The sequence below is a fragment of the Vampirovibrionales bacterium genome (assembly GCA_016712355.1).
In the GTDB taxonomy this organism is placed as follows: domain Bacteria; phylum Cyanobacteriota; class Vampirovibrionia; order Vampirovibrionales; family Vampirovibrionaceae; genus JADJRF01.
On record JADJRF010000005.1, the window covers coordinates 1,586,364 to 1,603,371 of the forward strand.

15 protein-coding genes are annotated in these 17,008 nt (G+C 59.8%); 6 read left to right on the forward strand and 9 right to left on the reverse strand.

Going from position 1 to position 17,008, the window contains the following annotated elements; translation table 11 throughout:
* Positions 1 to 191: 191 nt before the first annotated feature.
* Positions 192 to 299 (reverse strand): hypothetical protein, encoded by a 108-nt coding sequence (locus IPK79_08760; protein MBK8190523.1) that lies wholly within the window; start codon positions 297 to 299, stop codon positions 192 to 194.
* An 83-nt stretch (positions 300 to 382) separates the two neighbouring features.
* On the opposite strand from IPK79_08760, the gene flhB reads away from it, so the two are divergent.
* Positions 383 to 1,474 carry a flagellar biosynthesis protein FlhB gene (gene flhB / locus IPK79_08765; protein MBK8190524.1) on the forward strand — a complete coding sequence of 364 codons (1,092 nt, stop codon included), beginning with the start codon at positions 383 to 385 and terminating at the stop codon, positions 1,472 to 1,474.
* 38 nt (positions 1,475 to 1,512) lie between these two features.
* A complete protein-coding gene (locus IPK79_08770; GenBank protein ID MBK8190525.1) occupies positions 1,513 to 2,241 on the forward strand; it encodes a sigma-70 family RNA polymerase sigma factor in 729 nt (242 codons plus the stop codon).
* Positions 2,242 to 2,248: 7 nt separating this feature from the next.
* Here the strand turns inward: IPK79_08770 and recQ are convergent, their stop codons facing one another.
* Genes recQ through mnmE form a run of 3 tightly spaced genes read right to left on the reverse strand, consistent with a single transcriptional unit; the run spans position 2,249 to position 5,855 of the window.
* Complete coding sequence (gene recQ / locus IPK79_08775) at positions 2,249 to 4,087, reverse strand: DNA helicase RecQ (protein ID MBK8190526.1); 1,839 nt, start codon at positions 4,085 to 4,087, stop codon at positions 2,249 to 2,251.
* A 14-nt stretch (positions 4,088 to 4,101) separates the two neighbouring features.
* Positions 4,102 to 4,428, reverse strand: a complete 327-nt coding sequence (locus IPK79_08780) for a 4a-hydroxytetrahydrobiopterin dehydratase (GenBank protein ID MBK8190527.1) — start codon at positions 4,426 to 4,428, stop codon at positions 4,102 to 4,104.
* 44 nt (positions 4,429 to 4,472) lie between these two features.
* The gene (mnmE, locus tag IPK79_08785) at positions 4,473 to 5,855 is read right to left on the reverse strand and encodes a tRNA uridine-5-carboxymethylaminomethyl(34) synthesis GTPase MnmE (protein MBK8190528.1); all 1,383 of its coding nucleotides are present in this window, start codon (positions 5,853 to 5,855) and stop codon (positions 4,473 to 4,475) included.
* Between the two features lie 111 nt (positions 5,856 to 5,966).
* Between mnmE and IPK79_08790 the strand changes: the two genes are divergently transcribed.
* Positions 5,967 to 6,182 carry a helix-turn-helix transcriptional regulator gene (locus tag IPK79_08790; protein MBK8190529.1) on the forward strand — a complete coding sequence of 72 codons (216 nt, stop codon included), beginning with the start codon at positions 5,967 to 5,969 and terminating at the stop codon, positions 6,180 to 6,182.
* A 25-nt stretch (positions 6,183 to 6,207) separates the two neighbouring features.
* On the opposite strand, the gene ruvA is transcribed toward IPK79_08790, so the two are convergent.
* Genes ruvA through IPK79_08805 form a run of 3 tightly spaced genes read right to left on the reverse strand, consistent with a single transcriptional unit; the run spans position 6,208 to position 8,879 of the window.
* Positions 6,208 to 6,852, reverse strand: coding sequence for a Holliday junction branch migration protein RuvA (ruvA, locus tag IPK79_08795; protein ID MBK8190530.1), 645 nt, complete (start codon positions 6,850 to 6,852; stop codon positions 6,208 to 6,210).
* Entirely contained in the window at positions 6,849 to 7,595 is a 747-nt protein-coding gene (gene ispD, locus IPK79_08800) for a 2-C-methyl-D-erythritol 4-phosphate cytidylyltransferase (GenBank protein ID MBK8190531.1), read from the reverse strand. The genes ruvA and ispD overlap by 4 nt, the downstream gene beginning before the upstream one ends.
* A 6-nt stretch (positions 7,596 to 7,601) precedes the next feature.
* Complete coding sequence (locus tag IPK79_08805) at positions 7,602 to 8,879, reverse strand: aspartate kinase (protein ID MBK8190532.1); 1,278 nt, start codon at positions 8,877 to 8,879, stop codon at positions 7,602 to 7,604.
* A gap of 246 nt (positions 8,880 to 9,125) precedes the next feature.
* On the opposite strand from IPK79_08805, the gene IPK79_08810 reads away from it, so the two are divergent.
* A complete protein-coding gene (locus tag IPK79_08810; GenBank protein MBK8190533.1) occupies positions 9,126 to 9,401 on the forward strand; it encodes a hypothetical protein in 276 nt (91 codons plus the stop codon).
* 104 nt (positions 9,402 to 9,505) lie between these two features.
* Positions 9,506 to 10,642: an acyltransferase gene (locus tag IPK79_08815; protein ID MBK8190534.1), complete on the forward strand. Its 1,137-nt coding sequence runs from the start codon at positions 9,506 to 9,508 to the stop codon at positions 10,640 to 10,642.
* An 18-nt stretch (positions 10,643 to 10,660) separates the two neighbouring features.
* Here the strand turns inward: IPK79_08815 and IPK79_08820 are convergent, their stop codons facing one another.
* Positions 10,661 to 15,172 carry an AsmA family protein gene (locus IPK79_08820; GenBank protein MBK8190535.1) on the reverse strand — a complete coding sequence of 1,504 codons (4,512 nt, stop codon included), beginning with the start codon at positions 15,170 to 15,172 and terminating at the stop codon, positions 10,661 to 10,663.
* Between the two features lie 202 nt (positions 15,173 to 15,374).
* Here IPK79_08820 and IPK79_08825 point away from each other — a divergent pair, with 202 nt between their 5' ends.
* Positions 15,375 to 15,920 carry a hypothetical protein gene (locus IPK79_08825; GenBank protein MBK8190536.1) on the forward strand — a complete coding sequence of 182 codons (546 nt, stop codon included), beginning with the start codon at positions 15,375 to 15,377 and terminating at the stop codon, positions 15,918 to 15,920.
* A gap of 21 nt (positions 15,921 to 15,941) precedes the next feature.
* Here IPK79_08825 and IPK79_08830 read toward each other — a convergent pair whose 3' ends face one another.
* Complete coding sequence (locus IPK79_08830; GenBank protein MBK8190537.1) at positions 15,942 to 16,955, reverse strand: hypothetical protein; 1,014 nt, start codon at positions 16,953 to 16,955, stop codon at positions 15,942 to 15,944.
* Positions 16,956 to 17,008: the final 53 nt, after the last annotated feature.

Sequence of the window (17,008 nt, forward strand, 5' to 3'; positions counted from 1 at the left end):
AAGAGAGGCGAGGGGGCGGCTGTCGGAAAATTCGCTTGCGGCGGCGTTAAGCCTTGCCCTCGCCGAAAATACGGCGACGACGTCGAAAAGAGGCGACATGAAACGGGCGCGACACGCAAGAAACTCCTGCAAGTAAAGCGGGGTATTGGCAAAAACCCCTCCGCTTACTCTACGCAAATCGCTTCCATTTGTCACGCGATTTCCTGTAGAGGCGAGCGATTCAGGGCTTCGCCCCAGAACTTCTGCCGGGCGTTGGCTTGATGGATACGGCGGTTTGCGCGTGCTCTCAGTATAATCAAAAGGTCGGCTACGCGCCCCGCGTCTGTTGAGGCGCGCGCCGGCAGCCCCGATGCCTGCGCAGATTGACTGGAGGGCCTGAGTCCTGGCCGATGAGGACAAGCAGTTTGAGGCCACCCCGCAAAAGCTGAAAAAAGCTCGCGACGAAGGTCAGGTCTTTAAAAGCAAAGACATGTCCACAGCGGTGTTTCTGGTGGCGATGTTTTTGCTGCTGTTTGTGATGGCCCCTATCATCTGGCGCGAAATCGCGGGCATGTTCGTACTGGTGTTCGATCAGATTCCCAACGCGTCTATCGAGAAAACCGGCTGGCAGTATCTGTCGGTCATTTCGATCAAGGCCCTGCTGGTGCTGGTGGGGCCCTTTCTGCTGGTGGGCGTGATTGTCGCCGTTTTTATGGATTTTATGCAGGTAGGCCCGCTGGTGGCCACCAAGGCGATTATGCCGAAGTTCGACAAACTCAATCCCATTAAGGGCTTCAAGAACATCTTCTCGATGCGGACGCTGGTGGAACTCGTCAAAAACATCCTCAAAATTACGATTCTGGGCGTCGTGGGCTGGATGGTCTTCAAAGAAAAGCTCAACGAGTTGCTGACAGCGGGCGCGACCGAAAATATCTTTTCGCTGCTTGGAATTTTAGGCAGCTTGCTGATGAAATTCGTCATTCTGGCCGGAATCGCGTTTTTTGCGATTGGCGGCGCGGATTTTCTTTTCCAGCGCTGGAAGTTCATGAAAGACCAGAAGATGTCTTTTAAAGAACTGAAAGACGAATTCAAGAACACCGAAGGCGATCCGATGATCAAACACGCCATTCGCCAGCGCCGGATGCAAATGATGCAGCAAAGTATGCTGGAAGCCGTTCCCACCGCCGACGCCGTTGTTACCAATCCCATCCATGTAGCGGTGGCGATTCGCTATAATGCTGATACAATGGAAGCGCCGCAGGTTGTGGCAAAAGGAACGGAACTCTTCGCCGAACGGATCAAGGAGATTGCAAAGGCCAACGGCGTCCCTGTCATCGAAAACGCGACTGTGGCCCGCGCCCTGTACCGCGTGGCGGACGTTGATCAGGAAGTGCCTCCCGATATTTATCAGGCCGTCGCTGAGATTCTCCTGTACGCCTGGCGCATCACCGGCAAGGAAATTCCCGCCGCTTCCCCCGAGGATGGCCGAGCCTGACCCCTTTCTGGATAGTGTGAAGCAGATTTTAGACGCACATGATGGAACCCGCCTTTGTGAATCCGCCGCCCCGCAAAAAAAGCGCTCGCGCCACGATTAATCAGTATATTCCGCTTGTAGAGAGGGTCGCCAAGGTAGAGTACCGGCGTATTCCCTCTCATATGGTGGATTATGAGGAACTGGTCAATATCGGCGCCATTGCCATTCAGGCGTTGATGCGCGGTAAAAGCGTCGAGGACGCCGACAAACTCAACACCTCTTATTTGGCGACCGCCATTCGCTGGGCCATTCGCAATGAGTTGCGCACGCGTTACAAGTGGTACACGCTCAAGCATACCCAGACCGTCGACGAAGAAGGCGCGGGCAAGCCCGGCTCTGCCTCAGCCAGCGGCGCGGCTTCCGAAGATGAAGAGGGATTCAGCGCAGGGCCTGAGCAGGTGCGCGAGGCCATCTACGAGACGATTCTCTCCATTGAGGGCATCTCAGAAGGCGCTGATGGGGAATCCAGTTACGACTTCATCAAGGACGACGCCGCCACGCCGGAAGAACGTCTTGAAATCACCGAGTTGGGCCGCGCCATTAAAAAGGCCATCGAAGCGCTGCCGCCCAAAGAGCGCACCATCATGGAATACCGCTTTTATCGCAATATGCAGGTTAAGGATATTGCCACGATGGTCGGCTTGTCGAGTTCGCGTATCACGCGCATTGTGCAGGCCTCGCTCAATCTGGTGCGCGATTATCTCAAGGATAACGAGCACATCGACTGACGCCGGCTTATTTGCGCGAGACGTAGTCCTGAATACAAGCCAGAAACGATGGGCACAGGTCGTGCAGCTTGCTTTTGCCCACGCCTTTGACGCCCCAAAAATCCGCCAGACTCCTGGGCTGGCGCGCCGCCATCTCGCGCAGCGTCACATCGCTGAAAATCACATAGGGCGGGACGTTTCGTTTGGCCGCCAGTTCGCGCCGCAAGACGCGCAGCGCTTCAAACAACCCATCGTCGCCCTGCGCCGGTCTGGACGTGGATTTTTCGCCGCGTCGTTTAGATGCGCGCTGTTCTTTGGGCGGCGGCTGCGTCAGCCAGACGTCTTTGCTTTCGCCCTTGAGCAGGAGCGCGCCGGAGGCCGTCAGTTGAACAACGCCGTAAACCGGCTCTTTATACAGAAACCCCTGATCGGTCAGTTGATCAATCCAGACCCCGATCTGATTGGCCGCATACGCCTGAAGCAGGCCATACACGCTTAAACGATCATGCCCTTGAAGGCGGATTTTTTCGGTGTTGGCCCCCTTGAGCGTTTGCGCGACATGATACGCCCCAAATCGCTGCTGAAGGCGCGCGACTGCCGATAAAATCTGTCGACTGACGGTAACGGCGTCGGCCATGGATTGGTATTCGCCCAGGCACACGTCGCAATGACCGCAATTCTCTTTCAGAAACGGCTGGCCGAAGTATTCTACCAGCGACTTGTGTCGACACTTCAGGCCCTGGCAATAGCGCGCCATCTCCGAAAGCTTGGCCAGCGCATGATGATCAGACTCGCTTTGAGGCTCGCCCAGCATCTGCCGCCAACGCGCTGCGTCAGAGGCGCCAAACAGCAGCGCGCATTCCGCCGGGAGACGGTCGCGTCCGGCGCGTCCGGCCTCTTGCTGGTAATGTTCAATGGACTTGGGCATGCCGGTATGAATCACAAAGCGGATGTTCGGGCGATCGATCCCCATCCCGAAGGCGACGGTTGCCACCATAATGTCGGTTTTTTCGGACAGAAAACTATCCTGATGACGCGCGCGCGCCTCATCGGTCAGGCCCGCATGATACGCCAGCGCCCGAAACCCCTGTTGCTTGAGGCGCTGCGCCCAGTCGTCCACTTCGCGGCGGCTGATGCAATATAAAATGCCCGCTTCCCCGCGATGTCGCTCCAGAATCTCCGCTACTTGACGCGACGGCTGATCGCGATGACGCACGCGGTAAAACAAATTGGCGCGCTCGAAATCGCCCACCAGCAGACGCGGTGAGCGCAGGCCCAGCGACTCCATGATATCCTCGCGGACGGCCTGCGTCGCTGTGGCCGTGAAGGCATGGACCGGCGCAAGGCTAAAACGCTCGCGCAGGGCTCCCAATGCGCGATACGCAGGACGGAAATCGTGGCCCCACTGACTGACGCAGTGCGCCTCGTCGACGACGATATAGGCGATTTCACGCTGGGCCAGCGCGCCTAATAGAGAATCCAGCCCCAGCCGCTCGGGCGCGACATAGAGCAGCTTCAAATGCCCGGCATACAGTTCTGAGAAAACCGACCGCCGCTCGTCATCGCCCAGGCCGCTGTGAAGACATGCTGCGGGAATCCCCAGGGAGCAGAGCGCGTCGACCTGATCTTTCATCAGCGATACCAGCGGTGAAATTACCAGCGCCATGCCGCGCATCATGAGAATGGGCAGTTGATAACACAATGACTTGCCGCCGCCTGTGGGCAAAATCACCAGCGAATCCGCGCCATCCAGAATGGCCGCGATGGCTTCTTCCTGAAACGGCAAAAAGGCGTCGTATCCCCAGTGCGTTTGCAGCAAGGTCAGCGCTTCATCGCGCTGGGCGCCTTCCCAGAGGGCTGTATTCACGGGTGGCGCGGTCTTCATGCGTGAATTGCCGCCATGATCTGCGAGGTTTGAAGCGCCGCTGCGATGTCCAGGGCGGTGATGCCGTTGGCGCTGTGCGTGGCGTAGCGCACGGTCAGCGCCCCCCAGACAAGCGTCAGTTCGGGATGATGATCGCTCGCTTCGGCCTGCGCGCCAATCTGCGCGACAGCCGAAAGCCCGCAAGCGTACGAATCCAGAGAGAACCGCGCGATGAGGGCATTGCCTTTCGCGCCGCTATCTTTCGCGGCCAGTTGCCAGGGTGCGGGTAAACGCGCCGTTTCAAGGGCGAACGTTTTATCATCGAGTAAAAAAGCGGCTGGCATAACGATTTCCCCATTTCTTAGGCTGCTAAGCGCTTTCTAAACCTTCACTTGCCGACGCAAAAGCGCGAAAACGTTTCGGTGATTACGGCTTCTGTTGTATCGCGCCCCAACAGGGCGTCAAGTTCCCGTAAGGCGCTGGTAATGGGTACAGTGGCCAGATCGAGGGGCAGGTCTTCACGAGAAACCGTCTCCAGCGCCTCGCTGACGGCTTCGAGATAATGCCCCAGACGCGAGAGTTGCCGATCATTGAGCGCCAGGGCGTCTTGCTGGGCTTCGCCACAAAGCGCGTTTGCCTGGCGTCCCAGCCACTCGACAATATCTGAGAGTCCGCGCCCGCTCTGAGAAGAGACAGGCAGCGAATCGTCGGGCAATGCCTGCAACGCGCGCGCGTCAAGGCGGTCGCATTGGCTGGCGATGCGTAATACCGGAGCGCCTGCCGCTTCCAGACGTTGCAAAATCGCCGCATCTTCCGGGCTGAGGCCTTGTGTGGCGTCATAGAGATATAAGGCGGCCTGTGCGTCATCGGCAGCCTGCCAGCTTCGCGCAATGCCAATGGTTTCCACAGGGTCGTCGCTGTCGCGGATGCCTGCGGTGTCAATCAACGTGACGGTGACGCCCTCAATTGCCATCTCTTCGCGCAAGGCGTCGCGCGTGGCGCCGGGCGTTGCCGTGACAATGGCGCGTTCGCGGGCCAGCAAGGCGTTAAACAGCGACGACTTCCCCGCATTGGGCTTCCCGAGAATCGCCGCAGAAAACCCCTCGCGAATCAGGCGCGCGCGATCGGCGCCGGCGGCCAGCGCTCTGGCTTGCGACTGTAGAGCGCCCAAGGCGTTGGCTAGCTCTCGGCGATCAGGCTCTGGCGCTTCGTCAGGAAAATCCGCGCAGGCGGTCAGCTCGGCCTGGATGCGAATCAGCGGGGCGCTGAGCGCTTCAATCGCCTGGGCGAGCGCGCGGGTTTTAAGATTATGGCAGGCCGCGCCCAGCATGCGATCGCCGCGCGCCGTTATTAAATCCAGAATGGATTCGGCCTGACTGAGATCCATCCGTCCGTTGAGAAACGCCCGTTTAGAGAATTCCCCGCGTTGCGCGGCCCGCGCGCCTGCCCTCAGGCAGCAGTCCAACAGTTTGGCGGCGAGATAGTCGCCCCCATGGCAGTGGATTTCCGCGATATCTTCTCCTGTAGCGCTTTTGGGGGCCGAAAATAGCAGGATTAATACCTCGTCCAGCGGCGGCGCATCTGGCCGAGCCGGATCGATAGCCCAGCCTACGTAAGCGCGTCCCGCTCTGGGCGTGCGCGGCTTGATGAGGGCGACGCGTCGCGCGATGCCCCAGGCCTGCGGTCCGCTAAGGCGAATAATGGCGATCGCGCCCTGACCGCGCGGCGTGGCGATCGCGGCAATGGTGTCCTGCTCAACAGAAAGACTCATGCGCCGATGATAGCAAGTTCCAGACGTCAGAGCTAATCCACAAACAAATGGTGTATACTCTATATGAGTTACATCTTATGTTGGGTATTTTTTGCAGAGAGGCCGTTCGCGGTGAAAATTAAGATCAAGGAAGTCGCCAAAACGAAAAAAGACTGGAGCCTGTACCGACTGGCGAAAGAGCTTTCTCTCCCCCAGCAGACGGTGTACTCGTGGGCCAGTGGCCGTACGCAACCCAGTTACGACAACATGGATCGCCTCTGCGATGCGCTGGATTGCGGCGTTGGAGACTTGTTCGAAGCGGATCCCGTTCAGCGCAAGCTGTTTTAAGCGCACTTATGCCAATAGCGCTGTTTCAGGCGCGCGCCAGCCAACGCAGCGCGTCTCGTAGCAAGGCTTCAGACGAGCTCGGCGCGGCGTGCCCTTCAGAGGCTTCATAAATGGCGTTCAGGCTGCGCCGAATTTCTTCGCCGTCGTATCCCAACGACAGCAAGACGGCTTGTGCGTCGCGACACGCCTCGGTGTCGGGCAAACGGCCCACCCCCATAGCTTCCCCAGGATGCGTTATCGGCGCAATCTCGCGCCAGAGACGCATTTTTTCTTTTAGCTCTAACGTCATTTTTTGCGCGAGCTTGGGTCCTACGCCTTTGGCGGCGGTCAGCGGACGGTGATCTTCGGCAATGACCGCCTGAGCAATGTCGCTGACGCCGATATCTCCGAGCAATGAGAGCGCCACGCGAACGCCCACGCCGCTAGCAGATTGCAGGATATTAAACAGATCGCGCTCATCGCGCCGTAAAAATCCGACCAGCGACATGGCGTCTTCACGTACGATCATGGCGGTATACAGAAACACGCGCTCGCCCGCCGCCGGGCATTGGCGCACGACGCGAGACGTCGTCTGCGCAGCGTACCCGACGCCGTTGACGTCCACCACCACTGAGGCCCCTTGCGGGCTTTCCACAGCTTCCAGCAATACGCCGTTCAGGCAGACAATCATCGCGATGAATCTCCACGTTCAACCGCCGCATTATCCAACAGCAGCAGCGCCTCGGCCAGACGCAAGTCGTCTGGCGAGGTGATTTTCACGTTATCGGCCTCTCCCTGCGCCACGATCACCGGGCCAATGCCGGCCAATTCAAGCAACTGGGCGTCGTCCGTCACGGCGCAGTCGCGCGGCACTTCCTGATGAGCGGCCATTAATGCCGCGCGACGAAAAACCTGAGGCGTTTGCGCGCGCCATAAGCAAGCCCGCTCGACCGTGGCGTCGATGACGCCGCTGCCCGATGTGACGCGTTTGAGCGTGTCACTGACGTCTATTGCGACGACAACGCCCTGTACCTGACGCGTTTGCAGGGATTCAATGGCCGCATCAATTCGGGCCGGGCGAATCAGCGGGCGCGCGGCGTCATGCACCGCAACAATTGTCGCTGCGGGCGGCAAGGCGCGTAACGCATTCAAAACGGACTCTCGCCGGGTGTCGCCGCCTGGGGTGATGATGACCGGCTTGACGCTTGCGATCGCATCCAGCAACGCCTGAATAGCCGTATGCCGCTGTGGCCGCGCGGCGATGACGACGCCCTCAATGCGACGAGCCGCGAGCAAGGCTTTCAGCGTTCGGCTCAGAACCGCTTCGCCCGCCAGCAAGGCAAACAGTTTATCGCTTTCGGCGGAAAACCGGCTGCCGGTTCCGCCGGCGGCGATCAGCGCCCATGCGTTGGCCTGCTGTTGCGATGGAATCAAACGGACTTAGTATCCCAGCTTCTGATTGACCAGCACTTCGGCCGAGGCTTCCGACTGCGGGAAAAATATATGGTGAATCTCCTGCACGGCGCGCTTGGCGTCAGATTTGGCGACCAGACAACTGATTTTGATCTCGCTGGTGGTGATCATCTTGATGTTAATGCTGGCAGCGGCCAACGACTTGAACATATCCGCCGCAATGCCGGGCCGATCCACCATCCCCGCGCCAACGATGCTGACTTTCGCCACGTCGGGATCGGTCAGGACGGCGCGCGCGCCGAGCTGCGCCTTGACCTCTTCCAGCGTCTGACTGGCGACCGGCAGGTCACTGACGCCAACTGTAAAGGCAATATCGTTGGTATGTTCGCCGCCGGGGCCATCATGGCTGGGCAGCGATTGAATAATCATATCCACGCTGACGTTGCGCGCGGCAAGCTTGCCAAAGACGTCGGCCGCCACGCCCGGGCGGTCCGGCACGCCGGTCAGCGCCAGGCGGGCCTGATTCTCATCACACGCAATGCCTGCCACAGGTCGTTCCAGTTCCATCGGGTCCACTCCTAGCACCATTGTTCCGGGATCATCCAAGTCAAACGTGCTGCGTACGAACAGTTTGACGTTAAACTTGCGCGCCGTCTCCACCGAACGCGGATGCAGCACTTTGGCTCCGACGCGCGCCAGCTCGAGCATTTCGACATAGGCCATGCGATCCTGCTTGACGGCGTGAGGCACAATGCGCGGATCCGTCGAGAAAACCCCGCGAACGTCGGTATAAATATCGCAACGATCAGCGTTGAGCGCCCCGGCAAGGGCGACTGCGGACGTATCCGATCCGCCGCGCCCTAGGGTGGTGATGTTACCCGCGCTGTCAATGCCTTGAAAGCCAGTCACAATTACAATCACGCCGTCGTCCAACAGGCGTCGCATTTCCCCGGTTTCGATCTCGACAATGCGCGCGCGGTTAAACAGGTCTTCGGTGCGGATACCGGCTTGTCCCCCATTGAGGCCGACCGCCTTGTAGCCCATCGCGTTAAGGGTCACCGCCAGAAGGGCTGTGGTCACCATCTCGCCGGTCGCCAGCAGCGCATCGTAATCGCGCCCGCACGGATGCTCCATGACCTGAGACGCCAGCGCAACCAGCCCGTCGGTGGTCTTGCCCATCGCAGAGACCACGGCGACTACCTGATCGCCTTGATCGTAAGCGTCCGCGACAATGCGCGCCACGCGACGGATCTTGTCAACGTCGGCGACTGAACTGCCGCCAAATTTCTGGACGATGAGGGACATAGGGCAAACGCTTTCTATTGGCCTTCGTCTGAACACGATAGCAGGCCCGCAATCCCTTGACAAGGCGCTGCGCCGCATTTTGCGTCGTGGCTCGCGCCTGTTGACGCCGCTTTAACGTATTTGGCAGCGTTCAGCGCAGAAGATACACCCTTTGGCCATGGCGACTTCCATCTCCAGATTAATGACGGTTGTCGTAGATAGCTCTACTCTGAAACTAGTCGTATCCCATCATAGGAGCCGTCCCCGATGAGAGCCTTTTTCAGTTCACTTCCATTCTCAGGGCTCGAAACGCCAGCCGACATCACGTTTCGTCACGTGAACGCCGAGGCGACGCGGGGAGTGGAATACGCGCAACCCGAGGCCTGTTTCATTACCCATCGCGATGCCGAACGCTGCACTCAGGCGCTGCTTGCCGATTCGCCGCTTTCGCCGCAGGGTCCGCAACTTTCGCCTCACTTGCGCTTTCCCGTACGCTCTGAGTCGGGATCGCAGCGAATCTGGAGGGGGCAATGGCGGCCATAAATCCGATTCTCCCCTATCCAGGGGGCCTCGGTGAAAGCGCTTTTCGTTACAATGGCGGTTCGTGAGCGTTTAATTTAACGAGTCGAGTGGGGGCGAGAGCGCTTTTGAACGCCCGGCCGCAAATTGCATCGCAATCGTCAGGCGCGCTGGCCCTGGCGGGGTCGGCGGCGGGCCACGCGGCGAAAAACATCCAAAGCCTTACCGGGTTGCGGTTTTATGCGGCTTTTTCGGTCTTTTTCTCCCACATGTATCACTTCGGGTATTTTGGCGTTGAAGGGCCTGCCCGTCTTCTTTTTGCAGGAATAGGCCATTTAGGCGTGTCGCTGTTCTACGTGTTGAGCGGCTTTGTTTTGCTGATCCGCTATCACGATAGTTTCGCCGAAGGCGCTGGCCTCAAACGTTTCTACGTCGCGCGTCTGGCGCGGATTTATCCTGCTTTTATCGCCACGGGACTCTTAGCGATTCCTATCGAGTTTTTCTCGCCCTATCGAGGGCAAATGCTCTGGACGCTGGGCGCAAACGCGACGCTGACGCATTGTCTTTCGCCGCAGACCTGTGGTCGTCTCAATGACGTGGGCTGGAGCGTGGGCGTAGAGGCGGCTTTTTATGTTCTGTTCCCGCTGTTACTGGCATGGCTGCGTCCGGGCTGGAAACTCGGGGCGTCTATGGTCTTGGTTACGGGAGGCGTCGTCGCGCTTCAGATGCTTGGCCATGGCGGCTTCTGGGCGAGTGATCGCTTTTTTATTAATCGCGTGCCGGAGTTTTTCTGCGGGATGCTGGCAGGGGCTTTCTTCCTGCGTGGAAAATCCTTGCCCGGCGCGAATCGCGTGATCGGGTTGCGCGTATGGATTACCGTGCTGGCTGGCATTCTCGCGCTAGCTCCCCTGTGGCTGGAAGCGTTTCACCTGACGCCGTATTATTATCTATGCCTGATGCTGCCTTCTTCGTTGCTTATCAGCGTGTTGGCTTGTGGCGAGCGACAAGGCGTTTCTCTTCGTCTCTTCACTGCGGCAGCCATTGTCTTTGGCGGGGATATCAGCTACTCGTTTTACCTGCTGCATAACCTGCTATTGCGGTATTTGCGCCATGGCAGCGCCGTTGTTTTTCATGCGTCGCTTGCGGATACGCCCCTCTGGATGCAGCTGGGACTGGCCAGCCTGGCGCTTGTCAGCGCGTTAATCGGGTCTGCGCTTCTGTATCGTTACGTCGAAAAGCCCGGGCGCCAGAAACTGCGCGCGTGACTCGGGTAAGCAATCGGCTTACGGCAGCCATTCAAAATCGTGGATGGCGCTGGTATCTTCCAGCGAGCCCTTGATTTTGACTTGGAATCGCGAGCGCTCGCCGGGCCGCCCGCCAAAGCCGGGCACATAGCCGACGCCCGGCACAAAGGATAGAATGCCGCCGTTTTTCACGCCCGGCAGGAAGCCGACGCCTGGCAGGTAACGCAGGAGGCTGCGCAGACTGAGTTTGCCCAGTTTGCCAAGCGCGCCGCTGACATCCTGGCTCATGGCGCCGGTTACCTTCAGGTTCGCCTGCGCGTCTTTCAGGCCAATGCGGCCAGCAATCAGCAGATCCAGATTTTCGCCGTCTGAAAGCAAATCAGTGGTGTAAGCCTGCCCTTGGGCGATGCGCAACGTGCCCGACAGCTCAGTAAAATAATTGGTGTTAAACGGGGTCATCGTACGGAGCAGATTATTTAAACTCAGGCCAATCACGCCGCCGCGCAAGACGTTGACGGCTGTCAGCAACGTCTCGAGCTTGGCAATAGCAGGCAAACGACCGTCTGTGATGACAAAAGACGCGTCGCCGTTGACGTTATTGGTCATTTCTTCATCGGTTGCGCCTTGCGTGGTAAAGCGAATCACGCCTTTCAGGTCGCCGAAAATCTGGTTGGGCGCGTTTAACAAGGCGCGCGCCAACGCATTGGCCTTGACCCCGGAGGCTTCAAGCGTGACCTGGGTAAACTGATTGTCCAGCGGCGTGATCGCCAGATGACCCTTAAGTTTGCCGCCTGCTACGTCCGCCTTGGCGTCGAGTAATTCAAAAAAGCCTGAGCTGGCAAGATTCATCCGGGCCCGGACGCTATTGACGAGGACGTTGTCGTAAACGGCTTCGTCGAGGGCGACGCTGGCGTCTTCAAACAGCACAGGCGCCTGGGGATCCGTCGGCTTGCGCGGTCCGAATAATGGCGTCAGAAAGCCTGCCGTCAGGCGCTGATTCACCACTTCGCGCACGTACGTTTGCCACGCCGCCACGACGAATTGCCGTCCCGTGATCGCGACGTCTTTGAGCGGCAGCGGGAAGGCGGCGACGTCGTCAATGGCGCCTTTTGCCGCGATATCGACGCCGGGTAACGCCAGTCTGGAGAAATCAAAATGACCGTCGATGCCTTCCAGTACCACGCGCCCGCTTGCTTCCACGATGCGCAGCGGCTGCGACGAGAGTTTATCCAGATCAAGGACTCCCAGCACGACCGCGTCTTCCTGATTATGACCTTGCGCCACGAGATTGCCCGACAGGCTTCCGGCCATATCGCCTGCGGCCAGTCCCAGCCGTGGTCCTAGCAGGGTCAGATTCAGGGGCGTTGAGGTCGCCAGAGAGAGTTGCCCGTGGCGATGCGTCTCGTTAAACGGCTGCTCAAGAGCCCCCTCAAACGTGAGACGGCCCGCGTCCGCGAAATCCACCTCGCCCGCATCGATGGCCAGCCGCTGCGCGCCGAGCGACAGCGCCGCGTTTGCCGTCATTAGCGCGCTGTTTTCCCTCTGCCAGTGAGACGTAAAGGGGCCTGTGATTGTGTTGTCGCGAGCATTGCGCCGCCCTTCAAAACGCGCCTCGCCGTTGAATTCGCGCGCGCGCGCGGTTAAACCGGCGGAAACCGTCTGAATCACTCCCTCGCCGTTGCGCCATGTCATTGCCAGTTGCCCGTTTACCGGCCCCCACTGCGCAGATTCCCCAAAGGGACCGCCGATTTTCTCAAATCGAAGGGTCGCGCGTCCGCCTGCTTCAGTCACATTTGCTGTCAAAGCAGCCTCACCGGTTAAAGGCCGTTTTTCGGATGCCGCGCGCAGGAGCGGCAGGCTGTGATCAAGCCCATTGATCCGCGCCAGCGATCGCAAGCTGCTGGGACCGCTGTCCAGCGTCAGATCGTAATGACCTGTGTTGGGATTCAACACGCCTTGCAGGCTGACGAGGACATCGCCCAACTGCGCCTGGGTCGGACGCAGCCTTATGACGCTGTTGCGATCCACGACCCAATCGGCTTGCTGGACAGAAACCCGATCGCTGCCGCCGGGCGTCAGCAGAAAAGAAGCGTTTCGCAGGCGAATGCTTCCGCTTTTCAGCGTGGGAGAAATTAAAACGGGTTGAGACGCCCCCTGGGGCAGCTCGCCGCCGAGAAATACGTCTACATCGGCGGATCCGCGCGCATCGCGCTCGCGCAGCGCCATAAGCCCCGGCGCCAGCGTTGACAGACGGCTTACCAAGGCCGCAATATCCCCCGATGCGGTTAAATGCGCCTGATAGCGCCGAAACGCCATCGGATTGCGCGCATCGCGATCGATGGCTCCATCCAGCCGAAAGCGGGTCCCCTGCCACAGGCCGCGAATGCCGGAAAGCGTCAGTTGAGAAGACGTCAGGCGCAGCGTTCCTTCCAGGCCGCTGAGCCCCATCAAGGCGTTCCCGGGCGAAAGCGCCACTTGGCGCAGCGTCCACTGACCACTGAACGCCGGATTCTGCAATAAACCCGTGATGCTTAATGCGCCGCTGAGCGTGCCCGAAGTGTTGAGGGTTGCCAGCGTCTGAAGCCCTTGCGGCGGCCGCGCGCTCAGTCGGGACGCCAGCAGCGCCGATTGACGCAGGGTTTCGACCGGCATGGCCGTCATCGTCATTTTCGCCGCGATGGTTTCGCGTCCGCGCGCCGCTCGTGAAATCACCCCGGACAGGCTGACCGGCGCGTTCAGCAGGCGAAAGCCAACGCTTTGCAGCGCAATGGTTTTCCCTTTAAAAATCGCATGGCCGGTTAATCCGCTGGCCAGTGCGCGGAATCCGCTCGATGTTGCGGCGTCAGGCGCGCGGACGACGCCTTGACGAATCCAGGCGTCTCCTTCCCAGTCGGGGTTTGAGGCTGCGCCTGTGGCTCGTAAGCGCGCCGACAGTCGGCCTTCGTAACGTCCGCGCTGAAGCCAGTCCGGGATAGGATTGCCCTGCGCGCGCGCCAGTTGCCGCGCCAGTCCGCTCATTAACGAAACATCCTGCCCTTCCAGCGTCAGCGCGCCGTCGATCAGGGCGTTGGTCTTACGGTCAATGGTCCCGGACAGATCCAGCGCGCCGTCTAAGAGTCGACCGCGCAGGTCGCGGGCGGTGACGCGTTTGCCGTTGAAGGCGATTTGCCCGCTGAGATCCTGCGCCAGCGCCTGAGCCGATAGCGCCGGAATCGTTGCGGACACGTCGCTGAGTCGCAGGCTGCCTTTTAAGTCTGGATCCAGCAATCGCCCCTGCAGGTCGATGGCGCCATTGAGCTTGCCGCGAATGGCGCGCAGGGCTTGCGCGGTTTGCGCGTCGGGCGCGGGCAACGCCCGTAAGGTCGACAGGGAGAAATCCGTAATGGCGACGCGCAGGCGGGCTTTGGCGGCGCGCAAGTCGGACTGGGGCTGGTCCAGCGCCTTCGGGTTCTCAATCTCGCCTGAAATATGTAAAGCGTCTGACAGTTTAGAATTCTTGCCGTCGATCGTTCGTCGGGACAAGCGAATCAAAATATCCGAGAGCCGTCGTCGTCCCTCTGCGCGAAAAGACGCTTGCAACGCGCCGGGAGGCGCTTGTCCGCCGTCCTCGCCGCGACGCCAGTTCAAGGGCTGGCGCGTTTGCGCAAACACGCTGACGGTTTCCTGAATCCGGTCGTTTGCCTGTCCTCCCCAGAAACCGGACGCGCGGCGATACTGAGCGCTAAGCGTTTCGATCCTGCCTTGCGCCGTAATGCCGGGATGAATCGCCAGAGCCTCCAGCCATTCGCCTGCCACAGCGGGATCGATATTGCGCGCGCGTAGATCCAGCGCGCTGACTGGACTTTTTGCAGCGGGCTCGCCTTGGGAAATCACCATCGACGCCCAGCCCTCGCCCAGTGCGCGTTGCAGTCCTCCCGTCAGCGACGTCTGCCACAGCGCCGCTTCGCCGGAGACGGCGATGTCGCGATCGCTGGCTAAATGCGCCAGCTTCATATTGCTGCTGCGTCCTATCACATAGCGATCGGCGATGGCCCAGGGGCCCAGACGGCCATCCATACGTTCAATCGCAAGCGAAAAATCCTGGAGCGTGACCGGTTGCTTCTCTTCCGGCGGCGGTTTCTGAAGCGGTTTAAACGGCGGGCGCGTCGGCATATCCACATGGAGCGTCTCAATTTCTCCGCGCCCCAGCTCGGGCGTGCCGCCGATCAGCATCGGCCAATACCGGGCGATGAGGGCCGCCTGTTGAGCGCGGGCCACGGGCTTGGCGCCCGGATCCAGCAGCGTCGCTTCGGAGAAAAACACCCGAGCGCCCTGCCACGTCAGCGTCACGACGGGCCGGCTCAAGCGCAGGCGCCAACCGGGTTGCGTCATCAGCGCATTCGGCGTTTCCTGCTCAATACGCGCGCGTAACGCGTCGAGGTCGACAAAACGCGGGATTAAACGCTCAATGCCGCGCGCCGCTAACCACAAAAGCGCGCACGTCAGCGCCGTCGCCAGGACGATACGCCAAAATCCAAAGGACCGCTTGAAGGCCATGCCTATGCTTGCCATCCCGTGTATCAACGCTCCCTATCCTAACGAAGACGCGCGCCGAAAGCTTAAAAAATTGGGGAGCGTCGTATAACTTTACAATAATTAACAAATTTAATCCAAAGAACAATTCAACTCTTAATAATGTTTTTATTTTTATATATTTTGATTTTCCCGTTTCTGGGATGATCTTCCGCAATATGAATCGAGAGGGTTTTGTATCATGACGTCTGTTTCAGGCGGGCTTACGCAGTCAGAGGCGTACGTTCAGCAATTGGCCGCAACCAATCCCACATTGTACAAATGGGCCTTCGGGAGTTCGGCGACGTCGTTATATCTCGGTACGATGTCCTCGGTTCTTAATAATCCGGCTTATACGGGCGTTAAAAGCAGTCTGCCGGTCGGCGTGGGCGCGGGCCTGACGGATAGCGCGACGCTGCCCAGCTCAATTTTGAGCAACCCTGCGTATACGGGCGTTGTTAGCTCTACGATGGCGGATCGTCAGGCTTTTAATACCAAACTGGCTGAGTTTGACCAAAAATACGGCGACCTCTTCGCCTGGGGAGCGAATGCCTCTCCGCTGGCCGCCCAGTTGACTCAGGAATCCAATCTGGCCATCCAGCGTGAAGCGGCTACCGGCATCCCCGGCACGGTGGGCGGCGGCTTAGGCGGATTAGGCGTGCTGATGGGCATCGGCAATCTGCTGCCGGAAACGCCTTTCATTGGCGCTCAGGCTGGATACAGCGAATTTTTCAAGCCGACCCTTTAGCGTCTGAGGCGCTTAACGGCCTCAATGCAGGGTAATGACATGGGCGCGGCGCTCTCCCGGCCCCTGAAGGTGCGCCTCGTAGGCCAGCGCTTCGAGTTGCTGCGCCAGTCGCTCGGCATGCGGCGGCTTTTCGGCTTCCCGTCCGGGCGCTGGGGCGAACGCGACGGTGAGCGCGCCAGCGGCTGAGGCGATTGGCGTGGTAATGTCCGCTTGCGCTTGCTGCGGATTGCTCCAGTAAGCTTGCAGGCGCTCGACAAACGTGTCCACTTCCTGCGGAGAGGCGCCGACCAGAATCACTGCGATGGCGCTGGGTTCATAGCGACATGCAATCACGTTTTCGCGCGGCGTCATCAGGCTGAGAACAGGCTGGGCGGCCTGCCGGAAAGTCTCATCCGCCCATAGCGGCGGGTTTTGCGTCTCGCCATAGAGTCCCCCCGCTCCCCCCAAGCGAAATAAAACCGCGCTGATGGGCTGGCGAGACTGCGTCGCCTGCTGCAACTCGCGCTCCAGCGCATGAAAAAACCATGCCCGCTGGAATAATCCGCTGAGCGGGTCTCGCTCCCGCACGCCCGGCGCTGCGTCGCGCGTCGCTTCCAGGGCTCGGATCTGGCGCTCATGACCCGCTTGCATCTGACGCAGACGCTGACGGTGACCCGCTTCGCGTCCCCACCCCACGCCAGTGGCGCGCATAAGCTGAAGCCCCCAGGCAAGGGCCATCGCAAAGCCCAGCGTGAGCAGATACGTCCATTCCACGCGCCCCGTAAACCATTCGCGCAGCCATGGCCATGGCGCGCCGGTTAAGAAGCGCATAATGGCGTCTATCAGCCGACTCGCCGAGGGCGCGGGAAGCCAGGTCGCCCATGAGGGCGGAATCGCCTGCGCCAGCGCGTTGAGCGCAAGGGTTGCGGGCGGCGTAAGCCAGTTTAAGAGTAGATCGAGCGCGCCTGTCAGCGCGCGCGGCGCGCGTTCTCCCACAAGGCCCGCGACAAAGCGCGTCAGCAGCAGAAAGGCCAGAAGCCGAAACAGGACGCGCATCGTGAAAAACGTTTCCTCGCAAGCGATAACGGGGCGTCTATTATAGAATGAAC

Bases quoted from the DNA above. Each gene is read 5' to 3' on its own strand.
- IPK79_08770 (MBK8190525.1), top strand. From the start codon at position 1,513: ATGATGGAACCCGCCTTTGTGAATCCGCCGCCCCGCAAAAAAAGCGCT.
- IPK79_08780 (MBK8190527.1), bottom strand. From the start codon at position 4,428: ATGCCAGCCGCTTTTTTACTCGATGATAAAACGTTCGCCCTTGAAACG.
- mnmE (MBK8190528.1), bottom strand. From the start codon at position 5,855: ATGAGTCTTTCTGTTGAGCAGGACACCATTGCCGCGATCGCCACGCCG.
- ruvA (MBK8190530.1), bottom strand. From the start codon at position 6,852: ATGATTGTCTGCCTGAACGGCGTATTGCTGGAAGCTGTGGAAAGCCCG.
- IPK79_08805 (MBK8190532.1), bottom strand. From the start codon at position 8,879: ATGTCCCTCATCGTCCAGAAATTTGGCGGCAGTTCAGTCGCCGACGTT.
- IPK79_08810 (MBK8190533.1), top strand. From the start codon at position 9,126: ATGAGAGCCTTTTTCAGTTCACTTCCATTCTCAGGGCTCGAAACGCCA.
- IPK79_08820 (MBK8190535.1), bottom strand. From the start codon at position 15,172: ATGGCAAGCATAGGCATGGCCTTCAAGCGGTCCTTTGGATTTTGGCGT.
- IPK79_08825 (MBK8190536.1), top strand. From the start codon at position 15,375: ATGACGTCTGTTTCAGGCGGGCTTACGCAGTCAGAGGCGTACGTTCAG.
- IPK79_08830 (MBK8190537.1), bottom strand. From the start codon at position 16,955: ATGCGCGTCCTGTTTCGGCTTCTGGCCTTTCTGCTGCTGACGCGCTTT.